20 protein-coding genes are annotated in these 17,040 nt (G+C 71.1%); 7 read left to right on the top strand and 13 right to left on the bottom strand.

Going from position 1 to position 17,040, the window contains the following annotated elements:
• The first annotated feature begins 21 nt into the window (after positions 1-21).
• On the top strand, positions 22-510 hold the full coding sequence (bldD, locus tag OO71_RS21725; RefSeq protein WP_003096372.1) for a transcriptional regulator BldD: 489 nt from the start codon (positions 22-24) through the stop codon (positions 508-510).
• Positions 511-1,346: 836 nt separating this feature from the next.
• On the opposite strand, the gene nusB is transcribed toward bldD, so the two are convergent.
• The 3 genes from nusB to OO71_RS21710 are packed head-to-tail and all read right to left on the bottom strand — an operon-like array spanning position 1,347 to position 3,510.
• Complete coding sequence (nusB, locus tag OO71_RS21720; RefSeq protein WP_033291667.1) at positions 1,347-1,805, bottom strand: transcription antitermination factor NusB; 459 nt, start codon at positions 1,803-1,805, stop codon at positions 1,347-1,349.
• The gene (gene efp, locus OO71_RS21715) at positions 1,805-2,368 is read right to left on the bottom strand and encodes an elongation factor P (RefSeq protein WP_033291666.1); all 564 of its coding nucleotides are present in this window, start codon (positions 2,366-2,368) and stop codon (positions 1,805-1,807) included. Before efp ends, nusB begins: the two co-directional genes overlap by 1 nt.
• 44 nt (positions 2,369-2,412) lie before the next feature.
• Positions 2,413-3,510, bottom strand: a complete 1,098-nt coding sequence (locus OO71_RS21710; RefSeq protein ID WP_033291665.1) for an aminopeptidase P family protein — start codon at positions 3,508-3,510, stop codon at positions 2,413-2,415.
• A gap of 93 nt (positions 3,511-3,603) precedes the next feature.
• Between OO71_RS21710 and OO71_RS47585 the strand changes: the two genes are divergently transcribed.
• A complete protein-coding gene (locus tag OO71_RS47585; protein WP_051791803.1) occupies positions 3,604-4,182 on the top strand; it encodes a B-4DMT family transporter in 579 nt (192 codons plus the stop codon).
• On the opposite strand, the gene OO71_RS21700 is transcribed toward OO71_RS47585, so the two are convergent.
• The 7 genes from OO71_RS21700 to OO71_RS21670 form a co-directional block, all read right to left on the bottom strand.
• Positions 4,106-5,599, bottom strand: coding sequence for a glycoside hydrolase family protein (locus tag OO71_RS21700; RefSeq protein ID WP_033291714.1), 1,494 nt, complete (start codon positions 5,597-5,599; stop codon positions 4,106-4,108). The genes OO71_RS47585 and OO71_RS21700 overlap by 77 nt on opposite strands.
• Before the next feature lie 168 nt (positions 5,600-5,767).
• Positions 5,768-6,202: a type II 3-dehydroquinate dehydratase gene (gene aroQ, locus OO71_RS21695; protein ID WP_033291664.1), complete on the bottom strand. Its 435-nt coding sequence runs from the start codon at positions 6,200-6,202 to the stop codon at positions 5,768-5,770.
• Complete coding sequence (gene aroB / locus OO71_RS21690; RefSeq protein ID WP_033291663.1) at positions 6,199-7,314, bottom strand: 3-dehydroquinate synthase; 1,116 nt, start codon at positions 7,312-7,314, stop codon at positions 6,199-6,201. Before aroB ends, aroQ begins: the two co-directional genes overlap by 4 nt.
• A 445-nt stretch (positions 7,315-7,759) precedes the next feature.
• A complete protein-coding gene (locus tag OO71_RS21685; protein ID WP_211260574.1) occupies positions 7,760-8,281 on the bottom strand; it encodes a shikimate kinase in 522 nt (173 codons plus the stop codon).
• Positions 8,278-9,465 carry a chorismate synthase gene (gene aroC, locus OO71_RS21680; protein WP_033291662.1) on the bottom strand — a complete coding sequence of 396 codons (1,188 nt, stop codon included), beginning with the start codon at positions 9,463-9,465 and terminating at the stop codon, positions 8,278-8,280. Before aroC ends, OO71_RS21685 begins: the two co-directional genes overlap by 4 nt.
• Positions 9,466-9,514: 49 nt before the next feature.
• Positions 9,515-10,402: a prepilin peptidase gene (locus tag OO71_RS21675; RefSeq protein WP_033291661.1), complete on the bottom strand. Its 888-nt coding sequence runs from the start codon at positions 10,400-10,402 to the stop codon at positions 9,515-9,517.
• Positions 10,403-11,326: 924 nt separating this feature from the next.
• Complete coding sequence (locus tag OO71_RS21670) at positions 11,327-12,271, bottom strand: AraC family transcriptional regulator (protein ID WP_033291660.1); 945 nt, start codon at positions 12,269-12,271, stop codon at positions 11,327-11,329.
• Between the two features lie 81 nt (positions 12,272-12,352).
• Here OO71_RS21670 and OO71_RS21665 point away from each other — a divergent pair, with 81 nt between their 5' ends.
• The gene (locus tag OO71_RS21665; protein ID WP_033291659.1) at positions 12,353-12,748 is read left to right on the top strand and encodes a pyridoxamine 5'-phosphate oxidase family protein; all 396 of its coding nucleotides are present in this window, start codon (positions 12,353-12,355) and stop codon (positions 12,746-12,748) included.
• Here OO71_RS21665 and OO71_RS21660 read toward each other — a convergent pair.
• The gene (locus OO71_RS21660; protein ID WP_033291658.1) at positions 12,745-13,134 is read right to left on the bottom strand and encodes a hypothetical protein; all 390 of its coding nucleotides are present in this window, start codon (positions 13,132-13,134) and stop codon (positions 12,745-12,747) included. The two genes, OO71_RS21665 and OO71_RS21660, sit on opposite strands and share 4 nt — an antisense overlap.
• 110 nt (positions 13,135-13,244) lie before the next feature.
• Between OO71_RS21660 and OO71_RS21655 the strand changes: the two genes are divergently transcribed.
• Positions 13,245-13,658 carry a QcrA and Rieske domain-containing protein gene (locus OO71_RS21655; RefSeq protein ID WP_033291657.1) on the top strand — a complete coding sequence of 138 codons (414 nt, stop codon included), beginning with the start codon at positions 13,245-13,247 and terminating at the stop codon, positions 13,656-13,658.
• Between the two features lie 49 nt (positions 13,659-13,707).
• On the opposite strand, the gene OO71_RS21650 is transcribed toward OO71_RS21655, so the two are convergent.
• Entirely contained in the window at positions 13,708-14,163 is a 456-nt protein-coding gene (locus OO71_RS21650; RefSeq protein ID WP_033291656.1) for a PTS sugar transporter subunit IIA, read from the bottom strand.
• Positions 14,160-14,396 carry a PTS sugar transporter subunit IIB gene (locus OO71_RS21645; RefSeq protein ID WP_033291655.1) on the bottom strand — a complete coding sequence of 79 codons (237 nt, stop codon included), beginning with the start codon at positions 14,394-14,396 and terminating at the stop codon, positions 14,160-14,162. The genes OO71_RS21650 and OO71_RS21645 overlap by 4 nt, the downstream gene beginning before the upstream one ends.
• A gap of 243 nt (positions 14,397-14,639) precedes the next feature.
• Here OO71_RS21645 and OO71_RS21640 point away from each other — a divergent pair, with 243 nt between their 5' ends.
• The 3 genes from OO71_RS21640 to OO71_RS21630 are packed head-to-tail and all read left to right on the top strand — an operon-like array spanning position 14,640 to position 16,967.
• Complete coding sequence (locus OO71_RS21640; protein WP_033291712.1) at positions 14,640-15,437, top strand: GntR family transcriptional regulator; 798 nt, start codon at positions 14,640-14,642, stop codon at positions 15,435-15,437.
• Entirely contained in the window at positions 15,434-16,672 is a 1,239-nt protein-coding gene (locus OO71_RS21635) for a PTS transporter subunit EIIC (RefSeq protein WP_033291654.1), read from the top strand. Before OO71_RS21640 ends, OO71_RS21635 begins: the two co-directional genes overlap by 4 nt.
• Before the next feature lie 25 nt (positions 16,673-16,697).
• Positions 16,698-16,967: an HPr family phosphocarrier protein gene (locus tag OO71_RS21630; protein ID WP_033291653.1), complete on the top strand. Its 270-nt coding sequence runs from the start codon at positions 16,698-16,700 to the stop codon at positions 16,965-16,967.
• Positions 16,968-17,040: the final 73 nt, after the last annotated feature.

The raw sequence follows: 17,040 nt of genomic DNA, 5'->3' as shown, positions 1-17,040 counted from the left end.
GAGGAAACGGAGAACCACCAGATGGGCGATTACGCCAAGGCGCTCGGGGCCAAGCTCCGCGGGATCCGCCAGCAGCAAGGCCTGTCCCTGCACGGGGTCGAGCAGAAGTCCGGCGGGCGGTGGAAGGCTGTCGTGGTCGGCTCGTACGAGCGTGGCGACCGGGCCGTCACCGTGCAGAAGCTGGCCGAGCTGGCGGACTTCTACGGGGTGCCGGTGGTCGAACTGCTGCCGGAGGGCAGGGTACCGTCGGGTGCCGAGCCGGCCACGAAGATCGTGATCAACCTGGAGCGGCTCCAGCAGCTACCGGCGGAAAAGGTCGGCCCGCTGGCGCGGTACGCAGCCACGATCCAGAGCCAGCGCGGCGACTACAACGGCAAGGTGCTCTCCATCCGCACCGAGGACCTGCGCTCGCTGGCCATCATCTACGACATGACGCCCGGCGAGCTCACCGAGCAGCTCATCGACTGGGGCGTCCTCCCGCCGGAAGCCCGGCCGTCCAAAGAAGACTGATGCCGCACGGCCACGCGCGACGTGGTGGGCGTTCCCCGGTGCCGGGTCCAGGGACACCGGAACGCCCGCCACGCCTCGGGGGTGCGTGGGGTCGGCACTGCTGACATCCGAGTCGGCGCCCGAGTTGGCGCCGGGGTCCGGCGCGGTTTGACGGGTCCGGTTCGGCCGGATGAGCTGGGGCTGAGCGGCTGACCTGGGGGCGATGCCGCTACCGGCGGACTGGGCCTGCCCGTGGGGACGGGTTCGGGTCGAGCGGCTGGCATGGGGACGAAGCCGCCACCGGCGAACCGGGCCAACCCGTGGGGACGGGGTTGAACGGCCGGAACGAGCGAATCCGCCGCTCGAGGTGAAAGCGGGCGAGCCCCTCGGACCGCGGCCCGACCGGCGATCAACTGACCTGCGCAGACCCGGAGCCCGCCCGATCCCCCGTATCGCGACGGCACCCGAAGCGAACTCCCGGAATCCACTGCCCGGAACGAACCGCCGTCGTCCATTGCATGACCGCCGTAGACGCGCCACGCCCATCGGCCGTGGCCAGCAGTCACGTCGGCGACGCAGTCCCGCCGTCACCCGGAAACCATTGCCCCGCAGCACATCAACAGCACGTTCACCGCGCCAGGGCCGGACCCTCACCCACCCGGTACCCAACCCGGATGAGCTCGCCCGGCCCCGCCACCCCAGTGGCCACTCCCGGCGACAAACCGCGCCTTTTGCCCGATTTCGATTCCGCTCGGTGATCAACTCGGCGCGGCGGTCCCCCTCGCTCCGGAAGCCGCGAAGGGATCGATGACCCGATCGGGTGCGGCCATTCAGGTGGCGGCGCGACCCCGGCCGGGTTACAGGACTGCGCGCAGGCGGTCGGCGATCGTGCCGATGCGGCCGAGGACCCCGTTCACGAAGCGGGGGGAATCGTCCGTCGAGAGTTCCTTCGCGAGGCCGACGGCTTCGTCGATCGCCACCGGGTCCGGGACGTCGCCCGACCACAGCATTTCGTACACGCCCACCCGCAGGACCGCGAGGTCGACCGGGGGCATCCGCTCCAGCGTCCAGCCCTGCGAGTGTTCGGCGAGGAGCTCGTCGATCCGCTCGCGGTGGGCCGACACGCCCTCCACGACCGCGATCGTGTAGTCCGCGACCGGGTCGACCTCGGTCGCCCCGACCCGGTCGGCCAGGAGCGTGACCGGGTCGGCCGACCGCTGGGCCGCCTCGTACAGCATCTCGACGGCGCGGCGCCGGGCCTGCCGCCTGCTGATCGCGCCGCCGCGGTTCGGGTGCGGGGGGAGCTTGTCCGCCATCAGCTGGAGACGCGGCCGAGATACCGGCCGTCGCGGGTGTCGACCTTGATCTTCTCGCCGGTGGACAGGAAGAGCGGCACCTGGATCTCCGCGCCGGTCTCCAGCGTCGCGGGCTTCGTGCCACCGGTGGAGCGGTCGCCCTGCAGGCCGGGGTCGGTGTGCTGGACGATGATCTCGACCGACGTCGGCAGCTCGATGTACAGCGGCTCGTTCTCGTGCACCGCGACCTGGACCGCGGTGTTCTCGAGCAGGTAGTTCGCGTTGTCGCCCACGGTCTCGGACGGCACGGTGATCTGGTCGTAGGTGTCCCCGTCCATGAACACGAAGTCCTGCCCGTCCTTGTACAGGTAGGTCATGTTCCGGCGGTCCACGGTGGCCGTGTCGACCTTGGTGCCCGCGTTGAAGGTCTTGTCGACGACCTTCCCGGTGAGCACGTGCTTGAGCGTGGTGCGCACGAACGCACCGCCCTTACCCGGCTTGACGTGCTGGAACGCGGTGACAGTCCACAGCTGCCCGTCCAGGTTGAGGACGAGCCCGTTCTTCAGGTCGTTGGTGGTGGCCACGAGTCTTCAGGTCTCCTGTGTCGATCTCTTCGTCTGCGGCCGCGTCAGACGGCCACGAGGTCCTTGGTGCTCAGGGTGAGGAGTTCGGGTCCGGAGTCCCGCACGACGAGCGTGTCCTCGATGCGCACGCCACCGCGCCCCGCGAGGTAAACGCCGGGCTCGACGGTGACCGCCATACCGGCGGACAGTGTACCGACGCCGGTTGCGGCCAGGCTGGGCGCCTCGTGCACTTCGAGCCCGACGCCGTGCCCCAGACCGTGCGTGAACTGCTCGGCGTACCCCGCATCGTCGATCACCGAACGGGCTTCGGCGTCCACTTCGGACACCTCGGCGCCGGGCAGGACGGCCTCGATCCCGGCCTCCTGCGCGCGGTACACGACGTCGTAGATCTCCCACTGCCAGTCGGCAGGCGCGCCGAGCACGAACGTGCGGGTCATGTCCGAGTGGTACCCGTCGACGGTCGCGCCGAAATCGAACTTCACGAAATCGCCGGTCCGCAGTTCTGCCCCGGTCGGCTGGTGGTGCGGGATCGCGGAATTCGGCCCGGCGGCGACGATCGTCGCGAACGCGGGACCGCCCGATCCGTGCTCCAGCATCCGGTTTTCCAGGTCGCGGGCCACTTCCAGCTCGGCCCGCCCGGGCCGCACTCCCCCGGCTTCGAGGAGGTCCGCGAGCGCCCGGTCGGCCGCCGCGCACGCCGCCCGCAAAGCCGCCACCTCGACGTCGTCCTTGACCAGCCGCAGCTGCTCGACCAGCCCGGGCGTGCGGATCAGGTGCACCTTGTCGAAGCGCACCTTGAGCGTCTCGTGGTCCTCGACGCTCACGTGCTGGCTCTCGAAGCCAGTGCGGCCGTACGTCGCAGGCTCGCCCGCCGCACGCGACGCGAGCGCGCGGGCGCTGGCGCGGTCGAGCACGCGTTCCAGATCGGGCACTTCGGACTCCGACTGCGTCGTATAGCGCCCGTCGGTGCAGAAGACGGTCTTCGCGTCGCCGCCGGAGTGCAGCAGCAGCGCGGCGTTCGACCCGGTGAACCCGGTGAGGTAGCGGATGTTGAGCAGGTCGGTGACCAGCAGCGCGTCGACCCCGTTCTCGTGGAGCAGGGTGGCGAGGGCGCCGCGGCGGTGAGCGTGGATTTCCGGCACTCTGCCAGCTTAACCAGCGGGTTTCGGCTGTCGATGCACCCGGGAGGCAACCAGCCTACTGACGGTTAACTTGTCCGCGCCTACACTCCGTCCATGCTGGGTGCCTGGTTGACGCGCGGGCTGGTCATGGCGGTCGTGCACGCCGCCGCGATGACGCTGCTCGCCAAGTGGTCCGTGTTCCACCCGACCGGCCAGACGCTGCTCACCTCGCTCACCATTGCCGCGCTCGTCGGCGTGGCGGCGCTCTGGAGCGCGATCGACGGCTGGCGCGGTACCCCCGACCGCGGCCGCGCGTGGTTCATCGCGGCGCTGGTCGCGGGGATCGGGTCGGGCATCCTGTACGTGATCGGCCGGGCGATTTTCGTGGACCAGACCGGGGTTTCGGAGCTGCGCGCGGCGCTCACCGGCGGGGCGGCGTTCACGGCGCTGCTCGTGCTCGTACCTGCCGGGCTGGGGCTGTTCGTCGGCGGCCGGATCCGCCGTCCGGCGCCGGAAGAACCCGAAGACCCTGATGTGGCGGACGAAGACGACGAAGGCAGCCGGTCCGGTGAGCTGGAGCTGCCGCCGAGCCCCGCCCCGCGGAAGCCGTCGCCGGTCAGCCGCCCAGCGGCAGCCCGCGCACGGCGGCGTCCCACTGTTGCGGGCCGATCTCCTGCACCCCGGAACCGTTGAGGGACACGATCGACGGGTCCGGCAGGCCGTAGAGCTTCCCGTCCAGCACCATGCCGTAACCGCGGCCGTACGCGTGCACCACGGTGGCGCCGGACCGCAGCCGCGTCACCACCGGCAGGTCGGGCACGTGCGGCAGCGGCCGGTCGACGAGTTCGGCAGCGAGCACCGTGGCGACCGAACGGCGGTCGATCCGAATGCGCTCGCCGCGGCGGTAGAGGTCGATCATGCGGTCCGGCGACGGCATTGCGACGCCGTCGAAGGTCGCGGTGCTGCGGGACGGCGTCGAACAGCCGTCGGCGCCGTGCAGGTCGAGGCCGAAGTGCGTCAGACCGGTGGGCGCGCTGGCGCTGCCGATTTCCGTGGCGCGCACGACATCCAGCGGAACTGCGCCGCACGGATCGGCGACCGACGTCGGCGTGTGCCCGTCGGGGCGGCGGGCGAGACCCGGACCTTCCTGCCACGGCCCGGGAATCACCACCGGCAGGTACGGCTGCATCGTGAAATTACGGTCCCAGAAGGTGATCGTGGTGCCTTCGGCGGTTTCGTGGGCGATGGCGAAGGCGTCGAGCGCGCCGACCCACGCCAGGTCCGCGCTGAACCCGTCGACGACGGACCTCGTGCGCGGCGCATTCGTGCCGGATTCCGGGGTGAATCCCTTGTCCCCCAACGCTTCCACGCCGTCGCGGAACGCCGGGTCGTGCGCCCGGATCACGAACTGCCCGGCGCCGTTCCAGCCTGCCGCGCGGCCGGTGGTGTCGGTGAACATGAGGTAGTACCAGCCGTCGAGGAAGACGACCGAGGGCTGGCCTGCGCCGTAGACGTTGGCGCGGTGGACGTCGTGCGACGGGCCGAGGATGGGTTGTCCGCCGTTCGCGCGGGTCCAGCGGATGCCGTCGGGGCTGGTGGCCATGCCGATCGCGTTGCCGAGCGCGTGGTCACCCGCGGCGCCGGTGTAGTACAGGAAGTACGTGCCGCCGACGCGCAGCACCGACGGGTCGCACGTGTGCATGCCGTCGAACCCGCCGGGGGCGCCGGACAGGACCGCAATCGGCGCGCCGCCACCCGGACTGGTGAACGGTCCGTCGGACGAGGGACCCTCGGCGTAGAGGATGTCGTCGCCCGGCGGGGGTGCACTGCCGTACTGGCTGCACCACCACATGCGGGTGCGGCCGCCCTCGACCATCACGGTGGGGCCGTAGTTGTAGACGGCGTCCGCGGCACCTCCGGCGACCACTCCGCGGCTCTGCCGGGCAGGCCCGGTCCCGAGCCGGACGTCCTTGGCCCGCGGCGGTTGCTGCGGGGCTGGTTGTGCACCGCCGGCGATTCCGCCGTGCCCGGCACCCTCCGCCTGCGGCAGCGTCTGGCTGCACCCGGCAGCCCCCGCTGCCACGGACCCGGCGATCAGCAAGATGAGCAGCTGACGCACGGGTCGCCGACCCCCTCGACGAAACGGGTGCACGATCGCCGAGTGTAGCGACCCCGTCCACCAGTCGAGTGACCCCTGCCCGTGATTTACCGACCGCTTGCCTACGCCGGCGGGTGTACCGACCGCTTGCCTACGCCGGCGGGTGTACCGACTGTTTGCCTACGCCGACGGGTGCGCGGCGACCCAGCGGAGCGCGAGGGCGTACCCGTCGACGCCGAGACCGACGATGACGCCGGTGGCGAGGTCGGAGAGGACGCTGTGGTGGCGGAACTCCTCGCGCTGGTGGACGTTGCTGATGTGCAGCTCGATCAGCGGCGCGGTGAGCTGCGCGGCAGCATCGCGGACGGCGATGGAGTAATGCGTCCATGCGGCGGCGTTGAGCACCACGGGCGCGCCCGCGTCGGCCGCCTCGTGCAGCCAGCCGACGAGCTCGCTCTCCTGGTCGGTCTGCCGGACCTCGACGTCGAGACCCAGCTCCTTGCCGGTGTCGAGGCACAGCTGGACGAGATCGTCGTGCGTGGTGGAGCCGTAGACGTCCGGCTCCCGCTTGCCAAGACGGCCGAGGTTGGGGCCGTTGAACACGAACGCCTTCACAGCAGCACACTCCCGCCGTTGTCAGTGGCCTCGGCAGCGATCGCGGAGTAGGCCGCGGCGAGCAGGGCCGGGTCCGGACCTTCGAGGCGGCCGGGTTTGCCGAGCCCGTCGAGGACGACGAACCGCAGCACGCCGGACCGGGTTTTCTTGTCGCTCTTCATGGTTTCCAGCAGCTGGGGCAGCGCGTCGGGCGCGTAAGTGGTGGGCAGGCCGATCGATTCGAGGACGGCCGCGTGGCGGGCCGCGGTGGCGTCGTCGAGGCGGCCGGCCAGGCGGGCCAGCTCGGCCGCGAACACGAGCCCGACGCTGACCGCCGCGCCGTGCCGCCACCGGTACCGCTCGCGGCGTTCGATGGCGTGGCCGAGGGTGTGGCCGTAGTTGAGGATCTCGCGCAGGTCGGATTCACGCAGGTCAGCGGCGACGACGTCGGCCTTCACCTGGATCGAGCGGCGGACCAGCTCGGCGAGCACGTCGCCAGTGGGGTCCACGGCTTGCTGCGGGTCGGCCTCGATCAGCTCGAGGATGCGCGGGTCGGCGATGAACCCGGCCTTGACGATCTCGGCCATCCCGGCGACGAGCTCGTTGCGGGGCAACGTTTCCAGCGTCGCGAGGTCGACCAGCACGGCAGACGGCTCGTGGAAGACGCCGACGAGGTTCTTGCCCGCTTCGGTGTTGATCCCGGTCTTCCCGCCGACCGCGGCGTCGACCATGCCGAGCAACGTGGTCGGCACGTTCACCAGCCGGACCCCGCGCATCCAGGTCCCGGCGACGAACCCGCCGAGATCGGTGACGGCCCCACCCCCGAGCGCGACGACCACGCCGCGCCGGTCCAGCCCGATCCGGCCGAGCACCTCCCAGCAGAAACCGGCCACGGAGAACGCTTTGCCATCCTCGGCATCGGGAATCTCGACACGATGCGCATCGAGCCCGGCCGAGGCAAGCTCGTCACGCACGGCCTCCGCAGTGGCGGCAAGCGTGGGCGGATGGATTAGCGCGACCTTCGACGCGCCGGCAAGCTGCTCGGTGAGCTCACCGAGCAACCCCCGCCCGACGAACACGTCGTACGGCTGAGAGGTGGCAACCCGGATCCGAACGGGACGGCTGTCGGGCACGGTTCTCCTCACTGCTCCCGGACCGGGGCCCTGGGCTTGTGCTGCGGGTGGTGGTGGACGTCGGTGGTGCTGAGCCGGGTGGTGCCGCGCGATGTTGGCTCGGTGGTCGTGGCTGGGTGATGCTGCGGGTGTTGGCTGGGTGATGCTTCGGTGATCGTTGCGTACTGGGTGGTGGTTCCGGTTGGCCGATGGTGGGCGGGCGGCGATCCGGTCGGCCGATCAGGGTCTCGATCAGCCGGTTCCGGCTTGTCGGGTCGCGATCGGCTATCGACGGTTCCGGCGGGAGGGCCCTGACCTCGGCTGGCCGGCTCCGGCCGGGCTGCTCCGGTACTCGGCCCGGTCTCGCCTGACCGATCCTCGCTGATGTGGCTCTGCGCCGCTTGGTCTGTCGCTGCTTCGAGTGTCGGATCGACCCGGCCCCGGCTGATCTCGCCTGGCGAGGCCCCTATTCCGGCACTCCGCCCGGCTGAAGGGCGGCGACCGCGGCCGCGACCACCTCCTCCGGGGTCCGGCGGTCGGTTTCGATCTCGACGGTCGCCACCTCGCGGTACACCGGGAGGCGCTGGTCGAGAAGGGCTTTGAACGTGGCGCGCGGGTTGACCCCGGCCAGCAGCGGACGTGCGCTCGAGATCCCGGTGCGCTGGACTCCGGCGGCGAGCCCGACGTTCAGGAACACCACCGTGTGCTCCTTCAGGCGCGCCCGGGTGCCGGGGGTGAGCGGGGCGCCGCCGCCGAGGGAGAGGACGCCGTCGTGCTCGGCGAGCGCCGTGGTGACCGCTTCCTCTTCCAGCGCGCGGAAAGCTGGTTCTCCGTCGTCGGCGAAGATGTCGGAGATGCTGCGTCCGGTGCGGGCGACGATGTCGGCGTCGGTGTCGCGGAACTCGACGCCCAGCGCCGCGGCCAGCAGCGGGCCGACCGTGCTCTTGCCCGAGCCCGGCGGGCCGATGACGATCGCGCGCGGGGTCACCAGCGCTCCTCGAGAGCCTTCAGGTACGCCTGGGCGTTGCGCCGGGATTCGGCGAGCGAGTCGCCGCCGAACTTCTCCAGCGCCGCGTCCGCGAGCACCAGCGCGACCACCGACTCCAGCACCACGCCCGCGCGCGGCACCGCGCACACGTCGGAGCGCTGGTGGATCGCCACCGCGGCCTCGCCGGTCCGGACGTCCACAGTGGACAGTGCCTTGGGCACGGTGGAGATCGGCTTCATCGCGACGCGCACCCGCAGTGGCTCACCGTTGGTGATACCCCCTTCGAGCCCGCCTGCCCGGTTCGACCGGCGCGTGACGCCGACCGGCCCGGTGCCGCGGTCGATCTCGTCGTGGGCCCGGCTGCCCCAGCGGCGAGCGGTGGTGAAGCCGTCCCCGACCTCGACGCCCTTCATCGCCTGCACGCCCATGAGCGCACCCGCGAGCCGCGCGTCGAGGCGCCGGTCCCAGTGCACGTGCGACCCGAGACCCGGCGGCAGCCCGTAAGCGATGACCTCGATCACGCCGCCGACGGTGTCGCCCGCCTTCCGGACCGCGTCGACCTCGGCGACCATCGCGTCGGTGCCCTCGGCCGAGAACGCCCGGACGGGACTCTCGTCGATCGCCGCGAGGTCACCCGGCTGCGGCAGCGGACCGTCGGGCGCGTCGGCGCCGCCGATCGAGACGACGTGGCTCAGCACCTCGACGTCGAGCAGCTGCCGCAGGAAGTTCCGCGCGACGGTACCGAGCGCGGTCCGCGACGCCGTCTCCCTGGCGCTGGCGCGCTCGAGAACGGGACGGGCCTCGTCGAAGCCGTACTTCTGCATGCCGGGCAGGTCGGCGTGCCCCGGCCGCGGCCGGGTGAGCGGCTCGTTGCGGGCGAGCCCGGCGAGCTCGGCCTCGTCGACCGGGTCGGCCGCCATGACCTTCTCCCACTTGGGCCACTCGGCGTTCTCGATCTGGACGGCGATCGGGCCACCCTGGCTGACCCCGTGCCGGACCCCGCCGAGGAACTGCACGTGGTCGGTCTCGAAGCCCATCCGCGGGCTGCGGCCGAACCCGAGCCGCCGCCGCGCGAGCTGCGCGGTGAGGTCCGAGGTGGTCACCTCCACCCCGGCAGGCAGGCCCTCGAGCACAGCGGCGAGGGCAGGTCCGTGCGATTCTCCAGCGGTGATCCAGCGCAGCACCGGACAATCCTGTCACGGCCCGTCCGGCAGCGCGGCAGAGCCCCTGGCCTCATGTGATGCCGCTCCCGACGCCGGGGAAGACCGCACACGCCCAGGTGGCGAGAACGAGACCCGGACCGTACGGGATACGGATGCGGGGCGGACCGGCGCGGCTCTGTTTCGGGGTTGGGGTGGGGTCGGCGGGTGGGAGCTCGGTGGGTGACGGCTGGGCTGGGGGTTCGGGGGTGGCGGATCGGATGCCGGGTCGAGGCGCGGCGGGCTGGGGGTCGGCCGTGGGGAGGTCGGCTGGGGGTTCAACGGGTGAGGGATTGGCACGTGGGAGGTCTGCCGACGGCTCGGCGGGTCGGGCCTCGGCTGATGAGGGCTCCTCGGGTGGAGGCCTGCGGAGGAGGCGGATGCGGGTGGTCAGCCACATCGTCACCATGGTCACCAGGCTCACCACCGCCGCCAGGACCGCCGCGACCGCTGGGGCCATTCCGCCGACTGCGCCCAGTACCGCGCCGAACGAACCGGCCAGTTTGACGTCTCCTGCGCCGAGACCACCGGCGGTCAGGTGGTGGACGATCAGGTGCGTACCGCCGAAGAGGAGGCAGCCCAGGGCGGCTCCGGCGGCCATTCGCCATCCGCCGCCGCCGAATGCGGCGAGGGTGACCACCACGGCGACGGCTGGGTAGGCGGGCAGGGTGAGGATGTCCGGGAGACGGCGGTGCCGGATGTCGGCCAGTGCCAGCGGGATGCCGACCACCGAGACCAGCCACGGGACCGGTAGCCACCACCATGGCCACGCTCCGGCGTCACCGCGCGCCGCAGCCAAGGCGACAGCCACTGCGGCGCCCGTGACACCCATCGCCGCCGGGACTGGTGCGCCCGATTTCTTCATCATCGCCAGCAGCACGGGCACCACCGCCCCGGCTGCGATCACTGCTGTCAGAACCATGGGACCAGCCTGGCGGCGATTCCCGGGGCAGGGCAAACAGATCGGGGTGCGAAAGTCCCCCTCGTGCGCGACACGCCGGGAGGTTCACTCGGCGGTGGCGGAATCTCCGGGTTTCGGCACCGTCAAAAGGCGGGACGGCGCCTGTGTGGGAATGCCTCGGCGGGAGGTAGCGGGCGGGGTAGACCAGGCTGTCCAGCGCAGACAGGCACAGGTGGAGGGTTATCGGAAAGCGCAGACCAGTGGACGGGCATAGGCCGTGCAACCGAACGGTCGGGGTGGGGCCAGTCGAAACGGACTGAGTTCGTTGGGGTAGAAGGGATCCGGCGCAGCCGGTCGGCTTGGACGGGCCGGTCGAGCGAACGCAGCGGCCGAGTGGTGTGGGCGAGACAGCCGAGCGGAGCGCATACAGGACTCGAACAGCTCGAACGACACGACGCGGACACAGCAGCCACGCGGAGCGCACGCAGGAGTCGAACGGTTCGAACGACACGACGCGGACACGGCAGCCAAGCGGGGCGGGCCAGTCCACCCAGGGCGTGGCCGCGGTGTCCAACCGGCACGGGCGGGCCCGACGAACGACCCGGGAGCGGCGGCCGGGCGGCGCAGGCGAGCTCGACGAGCGACCCGAACCCCGGCGGCCGAGCAGGCTGGCGGTGGCGAGCCGGACCAGCGACCCGGGTGCAGCAGCCAAACAGCATAAATGAAACAAGGACCCGCCCAGCAAAGACGATCGATCCGCCAACGGCAGACATCCCGGGTAGAAAGCCGTGCAGCAGAGCCAAAACGGACGCACCCGCACACATCACCAATCCATCGAGAGAAGGCCAACGCAAACAGTCCGCCCAGCGGCACAAGGAAACCCCGCCCGGCTCGCTGCGAACGGTCACTCGATGCTGCAGTGCAAGACCCCCAGAACCTCCGACCTCAACCCGGCGCCGAAGCAACCGGCAAACCACCGCACCGCCGGTATTCGCTCGGATTCACTCCCCTGACCCGCTTGAAAGCCGCGCTGAAGCCGAACGGATCCGAGTACCCCACCTGCCTCGCGACCGCCGCGATCGTGGCCGGGTCTCGGTCGGTCAGGAGGTCGGCCGCCAGGGTCATGCGCCAGCGGGTCAGGTATGTCATCGGGGGTTCGCCTACCAGGTCCGCGAAGCGTTTGGCCAGCGTGGACCTCGCGACGCCCGTGCGTGCGGCCAGCGTGGTGACCGTCCATGGGGCGGCCGGGTCGGTGTGCAGCAGGCGTAATGCGGCGCCGACCACCGGGTCTCGCTGGGCCGCCCACCAAGGTGGCGAAGTGCCCGGGAGGTCGAACCAATCGCGCAGGGTGCAGACCAGCATCCAGTCCAGAAGGCGGTCCAGGACGACCTGCTGGCCTGGCGTATCCATCGCGAGTTCCGCGGCCAGGTGGTCCAGGACGGCGTCCGCGGCGCCGCCGGACGGTACGCGCAGCACGACTGGCAGCGCGTCCAGCAGGGTGGTCACCCGGCTGGCACCCTGCACCGGGTACGCGCCGACGATCAGGGTCGTGTCGCCGTGGCCCTCGTCGGCCCAGCCCAGGCGGTGGCGGGTGCCGCCCTGGTCCGGGGTGGCGCAGTGTTCGCCGCAGGCGAGGGGGGCGGCGGGGGTGTCCGGGGAGTCGAGGAAGGCAAACGTCGACGGGCCGCGGACGATGATCGTCTCGCGGGCGGTCAACCGCTCCGGCGGGCTGCCCGGGACCACGATCCAGCCTGACCCGGTGAGCACCGTGCACAAGGTCAGCGGCGCACCGTCGACGAAGTGCAGCGACCACGGCGGCGACAGCGTCGAGCTGCCGAACAGCGAGCCGTGCGCGCGGACCCCGCGGATCAGGTCGCTGAACGCATCCACTCCCCCAACCTAGACGAACGGACAGGCGAACCGGCGTCCTGCCGATGGGATCGTCCGAAGCGAGCCGGGTTTACTGGACCCATGCTGACCGACGAAGACCTCGAGTTCCTCCGCCGCCCCCTGCACGGCTTCTTCGCCGCCACCGGCGCCCAGCCGCGGCCGGTCTGGTACGAGGCCGCCGACGGCACGATCCAGCTGTTCACGCCGCCGGACTCGGCCAAGATCCGCCGGTTGCGCAGCGACCCCAGCGCGTCGATCGTCGTCGCCGCGCCGGTCGGGGAGCGCGAGCGGTGGGTGGCGGTGGCCGGCCGGGTCACGATCGAACCTGCGGGCGGGCACGACCTGGCTCGCCGGCTGGCCGCGCGGTACTGGGACCTCGCCGACCCGGCCCGCGCCGCCGACCTCGCCGGGATCCTCGGGACCGAGCAGGTCCGGATCGTGCTCCGGCCGGAAACCGTCCACCGCTACCGGTACTAGCCTGCCGAAACCGCGGGCTGCCGGGCCCGCACCGCCTGTACCAGCAGCACCAGGCCGCAGATCACGCACACCGCCTCGGTGACCACGCCCCAGTACTCGTACTGGCTGTTGAACTGGTCGTGCACCCCGTAGAACCCGACCGTGACCGACAGCAGGTACGCCACCAGCGTCACCGCGCCGAAGCCGAGGGTGAAGAACGCCGGCAGCCAGTGCCGCCAGGTGAGCAGCGCGACCGCGATCACCACGCCCGCGATGCCGTTCACCAGGAACAACGGCCCGACCACGGGAATGTCGGCGTAACCGCTGCCCCAGTACAGGTAGAAATGGATCGCCGCCGAGCCTGCGAGACCCAGCGCGCCCAGCACGCGCATCCACGTCGCCAGCATGCCCGTCTCCTTCCGTCCGGATGCCGGATGATGCCGGATACGGACTACACGCGCCCGGTCCCGCGCCGGTTCACCTGAACCGGACGGCAACCGGATTCGTTGCTCAGGGCATGACTGCCGAACTGCACTCCCGCCGTGCCGTCCTCGCTGCCACCGGAGCCACCGCCGCCACCGTCACGCTCGCCGCCTGTGGAAGCGACGACAGCGGGCAGGCCGCCCCGAAACCCGGCGGCAAGGTGATCGCGCTGGCGGAAGTGCCGGTGGGACAAGCGAAATCCGCGAAAACCCCGGACGGGCAGAACGTGATCGTCGCGCAGCCGGCAGCCGGGTCGGTCTCGTGTTTCAGCGCCGTCTGCACGCATCAGGGCTGCACGGTCAACCCGCCGGCGAACGGCCAGGTGCACTGCGCGTGCCACGGTTCGATCTTCGACGCGCTCACCGGCGCCGTGGTCAACGGCCCGGCGAGCGAACCACTCGCGAAGGTGACCGTGAAGGTGGAGAACGGGGAGGTCGTCACCGGCTGACCGGAACCGCCCTTTGTGGACGGTGACCGTCCACAAAGGGCGGTTCCGGTCAGCCGTTCCAGGTGAACAGCTCGTCGCCCGCCGCGACGGTGCGCCCGGTTTCGAGCCCGGCCAGCACGTCCGCGGACGCGTCGAGCCCGACCACCGGCACGATCGGCGAGTAGCCCTTCTCCGCGACCGCCTCCGGGTCCCAGCTCACCACCGGCTGGCCCGCGCGCACCGCCTCGCCCTTGACGACGTGCAGGGTGAACCCGTCGCCCTTCTCCTTGACCGTGTCGATGCCGAGGTGGACCAGCACGCCACGGCCGTCCTCGGTGGCCACCACGTACGCGTGCGGATGCAGCGTGACCACGGTGCCGTCGACCGGTGCGACCGCGTCCGACCGCCCGCCGGACGGCCGCACGGCGATCCCGGGACCCACCATCGCCTCGGCGAACACCGGGTCGGGTACCTCGGTGATCGCGACGACCTCGCCCGCGACCGGGCTCAGGATCCGCAGGCTCACATCAAGTCCTCGATGTCGCTCGCGATGGTGTCCGCCTCGGGCCCGACGATCACCTGGACCGCGGCGCCCATCCTCACCACCCCCATCGCCCCGGCCGCCTTCAGCGCCGGCTCGTCGACGAGCGACACGTCCTCGAGCTCGCACCGCAGCCGCGTGATGCAGCCCTCGATCTCCACGACGTTGTCCGCGCCGCCGAGCGCCGCGAGAATTTTCTCCGGCCTGTCATCCGCCATCGCGGCCTCCTCATATCCCGTTGGTTTCCCACCTGGAGCCGGGGTCTGTACCACCAGTACTACGCCGTTTGCCGCCTTGCCCGGCGCAGCCGGGCACGAACGCGTAACGGTGGTTGACACCTGCTCGCACTGCGGAGCATCCTGCCCCATCAGATGATTGGTCTAGACCGGAACGTACCAATCTTCCGGCCCGGACGCGAGCACCGGCCCGGTGCACCGGTGACGAGGGGAGGGGTGACCGCGATGAGCGCAGCCGCGCACGTCCCGCCGCCCGACCCGGCCGACCGCGTGGTCAACGGGCCGACGCCGAAGCACGCCCAGCTGCGGGAGATCCTGCGCCGCCTGGTGGAGCGCGAGCTCCCGCCGGGTTCGCCGATCCCGTCCGAACGGGAGCTCGCGCAGCACTACGGCGTGTCCCGGCTGACCGTGCGCTCGGCGATCGGGAAGCTGGTCGAGGAAGGTCTGCTGGCCAGGGTCAGGGGCAAGGGCACCTTCACCGCCGCGCGGCGGATGGAACTGCAGGTGTACCTGATGTCGTTCACCGACGACATGCGCCGGCGCGGGCTCACCCCGGCCACCGAGGTCATCTCGACCTCGACCGAAATCCCGCCGGTGACCTCGGCGCACGCACTCGGCCTCGCCGACGGCGTACCCGCGCACCGGCTGGTGCGGCTGCGGCGGGCGGACGGCGTGCCGCTGGCCGTGGAACGCGGCTGGTACCACGCGGGCCGGACGCCGGGCCTGCTCGGCCTCGACCTCACCCGTTCGCTGTACGCGCAGCTGGCCGAGCAGTTCGGGCTCCGGCCGGACCACGCGTACCAGACGGTGTGGGCCGAATCCGCGGACCGCGAGACGGCGCGCCTGCTCGGCATGCGCACCGGCAGTCCGCTACTCGTCTTCCGCCGGGTCTCCAGTGCGAACGGGGAGCCGGTGGAGGACATGACGTCCTGGTACCGGGGGGATCACTACCAGGTGACCATGCAGCTGGACCGGAGCACCCCGGGCTCCGGCGACCAACCCCACAATGGAGGTATCCGATGAGCGCCACCACCGCGGCTGGGGCCGGCGGGAAGAAGGGCGGCAGCGGTATCGCGGGACTGCAGCGCTTCGGCCGCAGCCTCATGCTGCCCATCGCGACCCTGCCCGCCGCAGGGTTGCTCAACCGGCTCGGCCAGGACGACGTCCTCGGCAAGGACGGCCTGAACTGGGGCAAAGCCGCCGACGTGATCGGCGCGGCGGGCGGCGGCATCTTCGACTGGCTGCCGCTGATCTTCGCGATCGGCATCGCGGTCGGGTTCGCCCGCAAGGGCGACGGCTCGACGGCCGTCGCCGCCGTCATCGGCTGGGTCGTGTTCAACAAGGTGATCCAGGCGATCGCCCCGATCAAGAGCCAGCAGGGCTACAAGCCGGGCTGGGACCTCGCGCCGATCCACTGGCCCTACAGCGTGCTGACCGGCATCGTGTCCGGCATCGTGGCGGCCCTGCTGTGGCAGCGCTACCACCGGATCAAGCTGCCGTCCTGGCTGGCCTTCTTCGGCGGCCGCCGGTTCGTGCCGATCATCACCGCGCTCGTGATGATCGTGCTCGGCGTGATCTTCGGCCTGGTGTTCAAGTACGTCGACCAGGCCATCACCTCGGCGGGCGAGGCGGTCGTCGGGTCGCCGGTCGTCGGTGGCGGCGTCTACGGCCTGCTCAACCGCCTGCTGATCCCGGTCGGCCTGCACCAGCTGCTGAACGTGCCGGTGTGGTTCATCTTCGGCGGCGGCGACCTCACCAACTTCTTCAACCACGTGCAGGGTTCCGGCACGTTCATGACCGGGTTCTTCCCGATCATGATGTTCGCGCTGCCCGCCGCGGCGCTGGCGATCATGCACACCGCCCGGCCGGGGCAGAAGAAGGTCGTCGGCAGCATCATGATCTCGGCCGCGCTCACCGCGTTCGTCACCGGCGTGACCGAGCCGATCGAGTTCGCGTTCATGTTCGTCGCGTGGCCGCTCTACATCTTCCACGCGGTGATGACCGGCGTCTCCCTCGCGGTCTGCAACGCACTCGGCATCCACCTCGGGTTCTCGTTCTCCGGCGGGGCGATCGACTTCGCGCTGAACTCGTCGCTGGACACCGCGCACAAGGCCTGGCTGATCATCCCGATCGGGCTCGTGCTGGCCGTGATCTACTACGCGGTGTTCCGGTTCGTGATCACCAAGTGGAACCTGCGCACCCCGGGCCGGGAGGACGATTCGGTCGAGGCCGACCTCGAGCGCACGTCCGCGAAGTAACCCGACAGAAACCGAGAGGAACACCATGCCGGAGAAACGCGTCACCGTGGCCAGCAAGGTGGGGCTGCACGCCCGTCCGGCCGCACTCGTCGCCAAGGCGGCTGCGGCCCAGCCCGTGGCGGTGCAGATCGCCAAGGACGGCGGCGAACCGGTGGCCGCCGGCAGCGTGCTCAACCTGATGACCCTGGCCGCCGCGTACGGCGACGAGGTGGTCATCAGCGCCGAGGGAGACGGGGCCGAGGCGGCGGTGGAAGCCGTCGCCGAGCTGGTCGCGACCGACCTCGACGCTCAGTAGATACCGTTCCGCACGGGGGTCATCCGGCGCCGGGAAACCGGCCCGGATGGCCCCCGCGTGCGCCCATTAGGCT

This window comes from Amycolatopsis jejuensis (genome assembly GCF_000717335.1).
GTDB classification, from domain to species: domain Bacteria; phylum Actinomycetota; class Actinomycetes; order Mycobacteriales; family Pseudonocardiaceae; genus Amycolatopsis; species Amycolatopsis jejuensis.
Note: the sequence above shows the minus strand (reverse complement) of the source record. Positions and strands in the feature narration are given on the sequence as shown.